Annotated in this window: 11 protein-coding genes; 1 reads left to right on the forward strand and 10 read right to left on the reverse strand. The window is 59.2% G+C overall.

The genetic code is table 11. The annotated features are described in order from the left end of the window. Positions 1 to 97: 97 nt before the first annotated feature. From ACR0M9_RS07215 to ACR0M9_RS07225, 3 genes are all read right to left on the reverse strand, one after another. Positions 98 to 886 carry a hypothetical protein gene (locus ACR0M9_RS07215; RefSeq protein ID WP_480773206.1) on the reverse strand — a complete coding sequence of 263 codons (789 nt, stop codon included), beginning with the start codon at positions 884 to 886 and terminating at the stop codon, positions 98 to 100. 101 nt (positions 887 to 987) lie between these two features. Continuing rightward, complete coding sequence (locus tag ACR0M9_RS07220) at positions 988 to 1,536, reverse strand: NYN domain-containing protein (RefSeq protein WP_267365904.1); 549 nt, start codon at positions 1,534 to 1,536, stop codon at positions 988 to 990. A gap of 132 nt (positions 1,537 to 1,668) precedes the next feature. Then, positions 1,669 to 2,295, reverse strand: a complete 627-nt coding sequence (locus ACR0M9_RS07225; RefSeq protein ID WP_480773207.1) for a DnaJ domain-containing protein — start codon at positions 2,293 to 2,295, stop codon at positions 1,669 to 1,671. 106 nt (positions 2,296 to 2,401) lie between these two features. Between ACR0M9_RS07225 and ACR0M9_RS07230 the strand changes: the two genes are divergently transcribed. After that, on the forward strand, positions 2,402 to 2,656 hold the full coding sequence (locus ACR0M9_RS07230; protein WP_209597754.1) for a BolA family protein: 255 nt from the start codon (positions 2,402 to 2,404) through the stop codon (positions 2,654 to 2,656). Positions 2,657 to 2,665: 9 nt separating this feature from the next. On the opposite strand, the gene ACR0M9_RS07235 is transcribed toward ACR0M9_RS07230, so the two are convergent. The 7 genes from ACR0M9_RS07235 to pepN form a co-directional block, all read right to left on the reverse strand. Further along, on the reverse strand, positions 2,666 to 3,742 hold the full coding sequence (locus ACR0M9_RS07235; RefSeq protein ID WP_480773208.1) for a PLP-dependent cysteine synthase family protein: 1,077 nt from the start codon (positions 3,740 to 3,742) through the stop codon (positions 2,666 to 2,668). Between the two features lie 161 nt (positions 3,743 to 3,903). Continuing rightward, on the reverse strand, positions 3,904 to 4,335 hold the full coding sequence (locus ACR0M9_RS07240) for a DUF4177 domain-containing protein (protein ID WP_480773209.1): 432 nt from the start codon (positions 4,333 to 4,335) through the stop codon (positions 3,904 to 3,906). An 80-nt stretch (positions 4,336 to 4,415) separates the two neighbouring features. Next, the gene (pepT, locus tag ACR0M9_RS07245) at positions 4,416 to 5,672 is read right to left on the reverse strand and encodes a peptidase T (RefSeq protein WP_480773210.1); all 1,257 of its coding nucleotides are present in this window, start codon (positions 5,670 to 5,672) and stop codon (positions 4,416 to 4,418) included. 147 nt (positions 5,673 to 5,819) lie between these two features. Next, positions 5,820 to 7,331 (reverse strand): Asp-tRNA(Asn)/Glu-tRNA(Gln) amidotransferase subunit GatB, encoded by a 1,512-nt coding sequence (gene gatB, locus ACR0M9_RS07250; RefSeq protein ID WP_480773211.1) that lies wholly within the window; start codon positions 7,329 to 7,331, stop codon positions 5,820 to 5,822. 81 nt (positions 7,332 to 7,412) lie between these two features. Beyond that, positions 7,413 to 8,672 (reverse strand): hypothetical protein, encoded by a 1,260-nt coding sequence (locus ACR0M9_RS07255; RefSeq protein ID WP_480773212.1) that lies wholly within the window; start codon positions 8,670 to 8,672, stop codon positions 7,413 to 7,415. Positions 8,673 to 8,801: 129 nt separating this feature from the next. Further along, positions 8,802 to 9,230: a hypothetical protein gene (locus tag ACR0M9_RS07260; protein ID WP_480773213.1), complete on the reverse strand. Its 429-nt coding sequence runs from the start codon at positions 9,228 to 9,230 to the stop codon at positions 8,802 to 8,804. After that, positions 9,227 to 11,779: an aminopeptidase N gene (gene pepN, locus ACR0M9_RS07265; RefSeq protein ID WP_480486257.1), complete on the reverse strand. Its 2,553-nt coding sequence runs from the start codon at positions 11,777 to 11,779 to the stop codon at positions 9,227 to 9,229. Before pepN ends, ACR0M9_RS07260 begins: the two co-directional genes overlap by 4 nt. Between the last annotated feature and the right edge of the window lie 29 nt (positions 11,780 to 11,808).

Here is an 11,808-nt window from a genome sequence, read left to right on the forward strand (position 1 = left end):
TGTTGGATGCTATAGTGCAGTAGTTGCTAATCAGGGACCAATCAAACATGGATTGACGTCTTCATCCGCCGGGGATCACACCGGCATGGCACAGGTTTCAAGACCCGCTCATCCCACCCATTGCCCAATCGGCATGGGTCTCGATAACACTGGCTACGGCCAGCGCCTTTTCCGCGATATCCTCCGGTGTGACCTCGGCGAACGCGATGCGGGTCATCCTGTCGTGCATCGCTTCCGAGGTGTAGAACTCAAAGGCCCGCGTATTGCCGGGGCTGTTCCAGAATGCGGTAATCCAGATCGAGTCCCGCCCCGGAACGCAATATGCGCACCAATCGCGCCACAGGCGCAGCACCAATTCGGTATCCGGGCTTGCGGCGACCTGTTCGAACAGCGATTCCAGCGGCCACCCCGCTAGGGCGAACATGCACAGTGTATCGTCCAGACAGCCGCGTTCCCGTGCCATCTCGCGTTTCAGATACGCGCGCTGGAACCGGTCCAGAACCCGCCATTCCTCGGGTGACCAGTTCTCCGGGTTGCCGGTTTCATACCGGTTCAGGCTCACCTCCAGCCCAACGCTGGCGGGGTCTTCGTCCATGGCCAGAATCTCAAGGATCCGGGGCAGCAGGTACCCCCATGTGTCGCGGGCTATCCCCGCAGGATCACAAGCGGCAAAGAACCAGTCCTGAACGTAATGCAGGGGAAGCTCGGCAATGGGCGGTGTAAAGAAATCGGCCTCAATGTCGGCGTCCATGCAGCAGCCCTCACAAACCTCGATACTGGTCGGCTTTGGATAGGTGAAAACCCTGTAGGCTTCGCTGACGATGTCAGAAAACGGATGATCCGGCGGGATCTTGGCTTTTGGCGGTTTCTGCTCTTTGCGTGCCACGGTGCTTGCATCCAACACGGTTATTTCGGGGCAGGGGCCCGTCGGTATCACTCCTGAACGCTACGAAACCCGGATCGTTGCGTAAAGCTGTGGTCGTGTGGTCAAAGCGAAAACCAAAGCTCGTCCTTGCGAAAACCACCTTTCACAAGGCGATCCGCTTTCAACACATCCGGAAACTCGTCCTCCCAGTCGCGGAACCTGTCATTTGTCACGATACGCGCCCTGCTGTCCCGCGCCGCCTGCAAGATCAGCGGATCTGCCGGCGTGCCTTTGGGCGCGACCATGACCCGCTTGGCCCGCAAGCCCAAGGCGCGGCTCAGCGCCCGGTCGTTCATGTATTCCCCTTCGACCTTGTACCCGACATTCGCGTCGAACACGACGCCCGGTTTGAACCCGGCTTGCTTCAGGCTGGCCAGAACCTGCCGCAACGTCGCCAGATCCGGGGCGCCGTCTTTCCAGTGCATCACGTTCGACCCGTCCACGATGATCCACGTGTTGGCCCTGCGCCAGTCGAACCATGCCCGGATCAGAAGGATCGTACTGGCGAACACACAAAGCAGGGACAAAAGGAACAGCCAGTCCATCTCGGTTGGATAGAACTGCGCCACGACCAGCCCGCAAAGCGAGGCAAGCAACAGTAAGAAAGGCATACGCACAGTGGATGCTCCGGGAAAAGCTCTGGTTCTATTCCCTGCCACTATCGCGGGAATTGAAACAGGTTTCCAGACAGCATCCTCACAATCGTTTCAAACTGTGTAAACAACTGGCGATTGAAGGCGGCCTTACTTGAAATTCCGGCTGTCCTTGATCTGGTCCCAGGCCCAGACGACCTCTTGCAACTGCTCTTCCTGCGACCGGTCGCCGCCGTTCATGTCCGGGTGCAACACCTTGATCAGCTTCTTGTACGCTTTGCGCACTTCGGTCTTGGACCAGCTGTCATTGGCTTCCAGAATCTCGATCGCGCGGCGTTCAGTAGGGGGCAGGCGACGTCCACCACCACCCGAGGTGCGCCCCTTGTTCTGCGTGCTGTTGGCACCCAGAACCTGATGCGGGTCCTCAATGCCCAGACGGGCCCAGGCGCGCGCCTCCGGGTCTCCCATCGGCTTGGTTTCGCGCTCCCAAACCTTGTCCTTCGAGCGCTGCGCGTTCAGCTCGGCCTCGGTGGTGCCGTCGAAGAAATTCCACTTCTGGTTATACTCGCGCACGTGCTGCTGGCAGAACCAGAAATAGTCATCCAGCACATCCGGTGCCTTGGGGGCGCGGAACTTGCCCGGCTCGTCACACCCGTCGTGATCGCAGATCCGGACCGAGGTCTCGGACGCGCCTGACATGCCCCGGCGCCCACGCGGGTTCTTTTTCTTGGCGCTGGAAACGGACAAATCGAATCCGAAGGGGTCTGATTTCGCCATGCTCTATCCTCACGAACGCATCTTTTCGACTCGGAGGCAGCAGTTTAGTCTAAGCAGCCGAAAGTAGAAGAGGGGGGCGGCAAAAATTTTGCCGCTGAGCAAAAAAATGAGCGTGACCGACGAAATCCGAACCCGCCTGCAAGCCGCCTTTGACCCGCATGAGCTTGACGTGATCGACGACAGCGAAAGCCATCGCGGCCATGCAGGCCACAGGGAAGGCGGCGAAAGCCATTTCAACGTCCGCATCCGCGCCGCCGCATTCGCCGGTCAATCCCGCGTCGCCCGCCACAGGGCCGTGCACAAGGCGCTGGGCGACATCGTGCCCCGCATCCACGCGCTGGCGCTGGATATCGGAACCTGACGCTGCGCCCTATTCTGCGCTCATCTGCGCGGATGGGGTCGAGGCCGAGATCGCATATTCCTCATCCGTCATGACGTCTTCGATCCCCTCGAACAGAGGCGTCGACAGGTAACGCTCGCCCGTATCCGGCAGCATCACCAGCATGACCGCTCCCGGCGCTGCGGTTTCGGCCAGTTTCATCGCCACCGCAAAGGTCGACCCGCCCGAGATCCCGGTGAATATCCCCTCTTCCGAGGCCAGGCGGCGCGACCACTCAATCCCTTGCGGCCCCGGAATAGGGACCAGCTGGTCGTAATAGGAATTGTCGATGGCTTCCTGAAGGACCCAAGGAATGAAATCCGGTGTCCAACCCTGAATCGGGTGCGGCTCGAAATTGGGGTGGCTTTCGGTGGGCTGGTGATCGTCGTTGCGCGTATTCACATAGCCTGACGACACGATGGCGGCATTAGCCGGTTCGGTCAGGATGATTTTCGTATCGGGCCGCTCTTTGCGCAACATGCGTGACACTCCGGCGACCGTGCCGCCGGTGCCATAGCCCGTCACCCAGTAATCCAGCTGCTTGCCTTCGAAATCCGCAAGGATTTCCCGCGCGGTCGTATTCTCGTGAATATCGGCATTGGCGGCAGTCTCGAACTGGCTGGCCAGAAACCACCCGTTTTCCTCGGCCAGTTCCTTGGCCTTGGTATACATGCCGAACCCCTTTTGTGCCTTGGGGGTCAGAACAACCTTCGCGCCCAGAAAGCGCATCAGCTTGCGCCGCTCGACCGAAAAGCTTTCGGCCATCGTCACGACCAGCGGATATCCCTTGGCCGCACAGACCATGGCAAGCCCGATCCCGGTATTGCCCGATGTCGCCTCGACAACCGTCTGGCCGGGTTTCAGCCGCCCATCCCGTTCTGCCGCCTCGATGATATTCAGCGCCAGCCTGTCCTTGACCGACCCCGCCGGATTGAACGCTTCGAACTTCACATAAACGGTCACATGCTCCGGCGCGATCCGGTTCATCCGGATACAGGGCGTGTCGCCGACTGTATCAAGGATGCTGTCATACAGGCGTGCCCGCCCCTGTGTCTGCCGAATACCCATTTCAAAGTCCCTCCCGGTTGTCCAGTTAACATGCCACAGATTTCGCTGGGTTGATAAGCACATATCGCGCCCGCAGCGCCAAACCTGCCCGCGGGCGGGCTGCTCAAACTGCGGTGCACACCGTGTTGCAGGTGTAACCGCACGTCAAACCCTGATCCGTCTCAGGCGTCTTTCTTGTCGCCCGTGGTATCCGTGTCCTGGTCAACCTGTTCCCGGCTTTTCAACGACAAAGGCGGCTCATTCGCGTCTTCCGAAATTGGTTTCGGCGCGGCCACCACATCGGGGCCGGGGATCGGTTGGGCCAATGGGGTGTCGTCAAACTCGGGTACGTCTCCGATCACCGACGCATCGACTTCCTCGGCCACGACCCGCCGGAACACCAGCACATTGCGCCAGTTTGTGGTCGATCCGGTCAGGCCCGAGCGTTCCTCGCTGGGCAGCAGCTCGGCGCGCTGGTATTCCCAGCCGTCCTGCGCCATCTGGTTCAGAACCTGTTCGACCGAGACCGCAAAGCGGCCCTCGGCCGTTTTCACGCCCTTGGCTTTCACGCCCTTTTGCGGCGCGGGGACGACCTTGTATTCAAAAAGCTGCATCAAGTGTTCCTAAATACCTGTTCGCGCCAACTTACCACGCTGACCCCCGGGTGAAAGAGCCGTCGCCCGACCGGCGGTTATCAGCCCTGATTATTGCCGCCAGCCTGTGCCGCCTTGGTCACAACCGACAGGCACAGCTCGGTCGCCACTGCCATGTCCTGTACCGAAATCCACTCCAGTGGCCCGTGAATGCACTGCATTCCGGTGAACAGGTTGGGGCAGGGGGTACCGAACTCGGTCAGGCGCGACCCGTCGGTGCCGCCGCGGATCGGGACCGACAGCGGCTCGATCCCCAGCTCGCGACAGGCGTCGCGCGCCAGATCAACCGGTGTCATGTCGTTTTCCAGCCAATAGCGCATGTTCCGGTATTGGTGGCTGATATCGCAGGTGATGGTCGCGCGCGGTTCCGTGGCCTGCACGGCGGCACAGACCTGCCGTACGATGTCACGTTGTGCCTCAATGCCCTCCATCTCGAAATCGCGCAGGATCAGCTTGATTTCCATCTCGGACGATCCACCGCTCATGTCGGTGACATGAATGAACCCGTCGCGGCCATCGGTTGTTTCGGGTGTCATGGTGGCCTGCGGCAAGGTCTGCACGATCTTCGCCGCCAGATGGGCTGCGTTCACCATCTTGTCCTTGGCCAGTCCGGGGTGGATTGATACCCCCTCGATCCGGATCACGGCACGGTCGGCCGAAAAGCTTTCATATTCGATCTCGCCCACTTCGGCACCGTCCAGAGTATATGCGAAATCCGCCCCCAGATCCTTGGGCAGCTGTTCGGTAACGCCGCGCCCGATTTCTTCATCCGGGGTAAAGGCAATGCGGATAGGCCCGTGCGGGATATCCGGGTTTTCGATCAGATGCCGGGCCATAGTCATTAGGATCGACACCCCGGCCTTGTCATCCGCGCCCAGCAGGGTGGTGCCCGATGCCGTGATCAGATCATGTCCGATCTTTTCGGCCAGATAGGGGTTCTCGTCCGGAGACAGCACCAGATCCGGGTCGTCCGGAAAGGAAATGTCGCCACCGTTATACCCCTTGATCACCCGCGGCTTGACGCCCGTTGCATTGAACTGGGGGGCCGTATCCACATGCGCAAGAAAGCCTACCGTCGGGCCGGGTGCGGTGCCGGGGATGGTCGCGACGACCACGCTGTCACCTGTCAGCGTCACATCGCTGGCGCCGATCTCGGTCAGTTCCTGCTTCAGCAGGTTCAGCATGTCGAACTGTATCTGTGTGCTCGGCGTGGTCGCCGAGGTCTCGTCGCTCTGACTGTCGATCGCCGCGTAACGCACCAGCCGATCTTCGAGTTCCTGATCAAATCTGTTCTGCATGATACCTCACCTCTCTGGGTCGGAAGAAAGGGTGCAATCACAGGCGAAGTCAAGCCGATGAGCTGACCCCATTTCTTAAGAAATCGTGGAAATCTGATTGTACAAACCTGACAATTGCCACTGGCAGGCTTGTACAAAATGTAAGGTTCAGGAACTCAGCTTCTTGCTGACCAAATCGTTAACGGCCTTCGGGTTGGCCTTGCCGCCGGTCGCTTTCATCACCTGACCCACGAACCAACCCGCCAGTTTCGGGTTTACCTTGGCCTTCTCGACCTGTGCCGGATTGGCCGCGATGATCTCGTCCAAAGCGGCCTCGATTGCGCCGGTGTCGGTGACCTGTTTCATTCCGCGATCTTCGACGATCTGCGCCGGATCACCGCCTTCGGTATAGACGATTTCAAACAGGTCCTTGGCGATCTTGCCCGAGATAGCATCAGAGGAAATCAGATCGATGATCCCACCCAGCTGCGCCGGAGAAACCGGCGACTCCGTGATGTCGTGGTCTTCTTTTTTCAGACGTCCGAAAAGCTCGTTGATCACCCAGTTTGCGGCCAGCTTGCCATTGCGACCCTGCGCGACCTCTTCGAAATAGGCCGCCGATTCAACTTCGGCAGTCAGTACCGAGGCGTCATAGTCGGTCAGGCCGAACTCACTGATAAAGCGCGCTTTTTTGTCGTCAGGAAGCTCTGGCAGATGGGCGGCGATATCGTCCACCCATGCCTGTTCGATCTCCAGCGGCAGCAGGTCAGGATCGGGGAAATAGCGGTAATCATGCGCTTCTTCCTTGGACCGCATCGACCGGGTTTCGCCCTTGTCCGGATCATACAGGCGGGTTTCCTGCTCGACCTTGCCACCGGCTTCGACAATGGCGATCTGGCGGCGGGCTTCGACCTCAATGGCCTGCTGGATGAACCGCATCGAGTTCATGTTCTTGATCTCGCAACGGGTGCCCAGATGCGAAAAGTCCTGTGTTTTCTGATACTTCTCATAAGCGCCCGGCAAACAGATCGAGACATTCACGTCCGCCCGCAGGTTGCCGTTCTGCATGTTGCCGTCGCAGGTGCCCAGATAGCGCATGATCTGACGCAGCTTGGCGATATAGGCTGCAGCCTCTTCCGGGCCGCGAATATCAGGGCGGCTGACGATCTCCATCAGGCAGACACCGGTCCGGTTCAGATCGACAAAGGACATGTGCGGGTCCATGTCGTGGATCGATTTGCCGGCGTCCTGCTCCATGTGGATACGTTCAATCCGCACCATGCGCGCAGTGCCGTCACCCATCTCGACCAGAACCTCGCCTTCGCCCACAATGGGATGATAAAGCTGGGAAATCTGGTAACCTTGCGGCAGGTCAGGGTAGAAATAGTTCTTGCGGTCAAAGGCCGATTTCAGGTTGATATCCGCCTTCAGGCCCAGCCCGGTGCGCACAGCCTGTTCCACGCAGAACTCGTTGATCACCGGCAGCATTCCCGGCATCGCCGCATCCACGAAAGCCACGTTCGAGTTCGGCTCGGCCCCGAATTTTGTGGACGCGCCCGAGAACAGCTTGGCATTGGATGAGACCTGCGCATGCACCTCCATCCCGATTACCAGTTCCCAATCGTGCTTGGCCCCGGCAATGGTTTTGGGTTTGGGCATTTCGTATGTCAGGTCGAGCATGGCGCGCCTCATTTCCGCAGAAGTCTAAGCCTGCGTATTAGGCCCGGCAGGGCCTAGGGGCAAGGGGGAATCCTGACGCGTTCAGTTCTTGGAAAACTGCAGACCGGACGATGTAAAGGTTACATCCTTGCCGCTGCGCAGTTCATCCCGGAACAAATCCGAGATAGCGCGCAGCGCGTCGCGCTGACCGCGCGCAGCAAACCGCTCGGGCGAGTTGATGCGGACAGAGTTGTTGAACCCGTTGGCGGCATGGGCCCAGATCAGGGGGTGAAGCTCGGTCAGGTGATCGCGGATCAGCCAGTTTGCGGTGTCGCGCATCTGAGCGCGGACATTGTCTGCCTTTTCGTTCAGCCCGTGACCATTCTGAATGGTGATTGCACAATAGGCCGACAACATATTGATCATCTGCTGGTCAGGGCGCAGACCTACGATATCGCGCAATCCTTCAAGGAAATACTCGACATCGACCTGTGCGCAGGCCTCTTCGTCCAAAGCGATGGCATCGAATTGCACCCACGTATATCCACCAGCGCCCCAGATATCCTGTGTCCGGACGGCATTGCGCAATGCCTGCAATTCCAGTTCCGCGTAGCTGCCGAACCACCGGGGCAAAAGATGGCTGCCCATCGCGCGCATGTGACGCTGATTGCGCGGATCCAGCGTGATCAGGCGCTCGTACTCATCGGCAACGCGGGCGTTTGATTTGCGCTGCCCGGCCAACAGGGCACAACCGGCGGCCGCAATCAGAGGGCTGTCCGGTGCATCCGCCTTGCACTTGGGCAGGATCGCAGCGGCCCGGTCGAAATGAGCGGCACAGCGCGAACGGTGCAAGGGTGGAAGGGCCGTGTCCGTGGCGTTCCCGCGCCAGGCCCAGGCCAGGTCGATATGGGCCAGCGCCACAACGGCAGCGATCATCGGATCACCAGGATTGTCTGACAACTCGCCTTCCAGTTCCGAAATACCACCCAGCAAATCGTAATCGGATATGGCCTTGCCGTCCGACAGTGCATGTTCCGCAGCCAGAACCACGTCAGATCTGGCCCCGAACGCCAAAAGATCGGCAATCGGCATACCATCTGATACGGCGGCACGATCCTGATCCGCTGCACGCATTTCATCGGACAACTCGGTCCAGCGATCCTGTCTGGCCAGATAGCGCCCATGTTCGATTGTAGAATGTCCAATCAGATTGTCGCAATTCGACGTTGCAACAGGAATGTTGAGCTGCCCATGTTCAGGCAGGGCAGCGGCCAGCGCAGATTTCGTTGCGCACAGATCTTCTGAGGCGTCCGTGGGATTGGATATGGGCTGGGCAAACAGCGCCCTTAACGACCGAAACATGGTAAAACTCAAAACTGTAAAAACACTTAACTGAGTCTGAAGTCTGGCGAGGTATCAGGCTCAATTCAAGTAATTTGCTTAATAAACTTTGTTTTTTGTGTCCAATGCGCCCTTAGATCACGCAGTGTTTCAGAAAACAGTGAAATGATGACGGTTTACGCGAAAACCTGCCTGTTTCAGAATGGTTTCCAGATCCCGATGCGGCGGCAGAGACTCATCTGGCAGCCGGATTCGTTTCCCGGATTTCAGGACGATGGATAGGCGAACGGAAAAGTCCCACCGGGTGTCAAATCGGAAATGGTCGATATCCCGCATCGGGATATCTCCCTTACGATTGCCCGTGAACCAGCGCACCGCATCCCGGTCCAGATGCACGCCAGCGCTGGTATTCTGGATCACGTCCCAGATTGCGGGGAGAGTGGCAAGAGACAGCAGGCCGACAACCCACCAAGCCGCGTCGAACAGGATGACCAGCGCCAGCAGGGTCGCGTAGACACTGGCCAGAATGACCAGTGTTCGTGTGTTCCGGTTGCGGCGGGTAAAGCTGTAGGGTGTCATGCGCCGAGGATGCGGGATACCATTTCCGTCGTGTCGCGCGACAGGTTCGGTGTTTCTGCAATGCGAGAAAGCTGCGCGCGCATCTGGCCCTGACGCCCGGTGTCGTACCGTTTCCAGGTCTGAAAAGCTGAACACATCCGTGCCGTGGTTTGCGGGTTCACAGGATCAAGGCGGATCAGCCAATCGGCCAGCAGGCTGTACCCGGCACCATCCGGCTGGTGGAACCCTGCGTGGTTCATCGCCAAGGCCCCCATGACAGCGCGGAACCGGTTCGGGTTCTTCCAGTTGAAATCGGGATGCCCGGTCAATGCCTTCGCCGTTTCCGGTGTCGCCTCGGGGGCGGCCATGGTCACCTGCAAGCCAAACCATTTGTCCATGACCAGCCGGTCATGATGCCATTGGTCATAGAAGGCGGTCAGTTGGGCCTCGCCCTTGCGGGCACGCAACAGGCAGGACAGGGCTGTCAGTTGCAGGGTCATGTTATCCGCTTTGGTATACACAGCGGCCGCCATTGCCCCTCCGTCCAGACGAGAGGTCAGCGCCAATGCCGCACTGCCAAGGGCGCGTTTTCCGGATTGCTGGGCATCCGGGCTGTAGGGGCCATCAACCAACGCCTCGCTGTGCAGGCGGGGCAGCAGATCCTGCACATGCTGTGCCGTGGCCTGCCGCAGCGTTTCGACCGCCGACCAGATTGCCATCGGATCGGGCGTTTGACCGTGTTCATGCAATGCCGCAGCCAGTTCGGATTGCGTCGGCAGCCCAAGCATCAAGGCGCGATAGGCCGGGTCCAGCGTGTCGTCGCGCAGCACGGCCAGCAGCCCGTCAAGGTAATCGGCGTCCGGGGTTGCCTCGTCCAAGATCATCCGCAGCAAGGTGTTTTGCGCCAGCGATCTGCCAGCCTGCCAGCGGTTGAACGGATCTGTGTCATGCGCCAGCAGAAACGCGCGTTCGGCGTTTGAATGATCGTGTTCCAGGATGACCGGTGCCGAAAAATCGCGCAGGATCGAAGCTGTGGGCCTTGTCGCAAGCCCCGTGAACTGAAAACTTTGCTCGGCCTCTGTCAGTTCCAGCACTTCGGTCGTGCGGACCTCATCCCCGTTTGGTCCCAGCAGGCCAACGGCGACCGGGATCACCTGCGGCAGTTTCTCTGCCTGACCCGGTGTGGGATCGGTGCGCTGTTTCAGTGTCAGGGTAAAGGTCCCGTCGGCCCAATCTTCAAATACGGTCAAACGCGGCGTGCCCGACTGGCTGTACCAGCGTTTAAACTGGGTCAGGTCGCGGCCTGTAGTGTCTTCGAACACTTTCAGCCAATCCTCGATCGTGCAGGCCTGCCCGTCATGGCGGTCAAAATAGAGGTCCAGCGCCTTTGCATAGGCCTCATCCCCGACCAGCCGCTTTAACATGCCGATGACTTCGGCACCTTTTTCGTAAACCGTGGCCGTGTAGAAATTGTTGATTTCCTGAAAGCTTTCGGGTCGTACCGGGTGCGAGAGCGGGCCGTTATCCTCGGGGAATTGCCGCGCGCGCAGGTCTATGGCGTCGTGTATGCGTTTCACAGGGCCCGAGCGCATGTCGGATGTGAACTGTGCATCGCGGAAGACGGTCAGGCCTTCTTTCAGACACAGCTGGAACCAGTCGCGGCAGGTGATGCGGTTGCCTGTCCAGTTGTGGAAATACTCATGCGCGATGATCGCCTCGATCCGTTCGAAATTGGCATCGGTCGAGGTTTCAGGACTGGCCAGAACAGCCGAAGAGTTAAAGATGTTCAGCCCCTTGTTTTCCATCGCGCCCATGTTGAAGTCATCGACGGCGACGATGTTGAAGACGTCCAGATCGTATTCCCGGCCATAGACATCTTCGTCCCATTTCATGGACTTCTTCAGCGCCTCCATGCCGAAGGCGCACTTGCCTTCATCCCCCGGACGCACCCACAGGTTTAACTCAACATCCCGGCCTGATCTGGTGGTGAACCGATCAGGATGGGCCACAAGATCCCCAGCGACAAGCGCAAACAGATAGGCAGGCTTGGGCCACGGGTCGGTCCATTCGGCCCATCCTTCGCCCTTGCCCGAGGGGTTGCCGTTCGACAGAAGAACCGGCAGGTCGCCATTGATGCGCACGGTAAAGGTGGACATGACATCGGGGCGATCCGGATAATATGTGATCTTGCGGAAACCTTCCGCCTCGCACTGGGTGCAATACATGCCGTTCGACATATAAAGCCCCTCCAACGCCGTGTTGTTGCCCGGATCGATCTCAACCTCGGCTTCCCAGAGGAACGGGGCGTCGGGAACACCGGCGGTCAGGCCCTTGTCCGTGACGTCAGGCGAAACTTCGGATCCGTTGATGGACGCGCGGATCAGGTTCAGATCTTCGCCGTGCAGGAAAAAGGTGCGATCGGTCGCGTCGGGATTTGGACGAAACGCGATACGCGACGTGACCCGTGTTGCATGTGCGGACAGATCGAAGGTCAGGTGTACGCTGTCCAGCAGATAACCAAACGGAGTGTAGTCTTTCAGGAAGATCGTGGTGGGGGCAGCGTCGCGCATGGGGGCCTCGCATCGGTTCGTGTCTGGCG

This window comes from Ruegeria sp. CH2 (genome assembly GCF_056537065.1).

Excerpts from the sequence above, each read along its gene's own strand:
- ACR0M9_RS07220 (WP_267365904.1), bottom strand. The coding sequence starts at position 1,536 with ATGCCTTTCTTACTGTTGCTTGCCTCGCTTTGCGGGCTGGTCGTGGCG.
- ACR0M9_RS07225 (WP_480773207.1), bottom strand. The coding sequence starts at position 2,295 with ATGGCGAAATCAGACCCCTTCGGATTCGATTTGTCCGTTTCCAGCGCC.
- ACR0M9_RS07230 (WP_209597754.1), top strand. The coding sequence starts at position 2,402 with ATGAGCGTGACCGACGAAATCCGAACCCGCCTGCAAGCCGCCTTTGAC.
- ACR0M9_RS07235 (WP_480773208.1), bottom strand. The coding sequence starts at position 3,742 with ATGGGTATTCGGCAGACACAGGGGCGGGCACGCCTGTATGACAGCATC.
- ACR0M9_RS07240 (WP_480773209.1), bottom strand. The coding sequence starts at position 4,335 with ATGCAGCTTTTTGAATACAAGGTCGTCCCCGCGCCGCAAAAGGGCGTG.
- pepT (WP_480773210.1), bottom strand. The coding sequence starts at position 5,672 with ATGCAGAACAGATTTGATCAGGAACTCGAAGATCGGCTGGTGCGTTAC.
- gatB (WP_480773211.1), bottom strand. The coding sequence starts at position 7,331 with ATGCTCGACCTGACATACGAAATGCCCAAACCCAAAACCATTGCCGGG.
- ACR0M9_RS07255 (WP_480773212.1), bottom strand. The coding sequence starts at position 8,672 with ATGTTTCGGTCGTTAAGGGCGCTGTTTGCCCAGCCCATATCCAATCCC.
- ACR0M9_RS07260 (WP_480773213.1), bottom strand. The coding sequence starts at position 9,230 with ATGACACCCTACAGCTTTACCCGCCGCAACCGGAACACACGAACACTG.
- pepN (WP_480486257.1), bottom strand. The coding sequence starts at position 11,779 with ATGCGCGACGCTGCCCCCACCACGATCTTCCTGAAAGACTACACTCCG.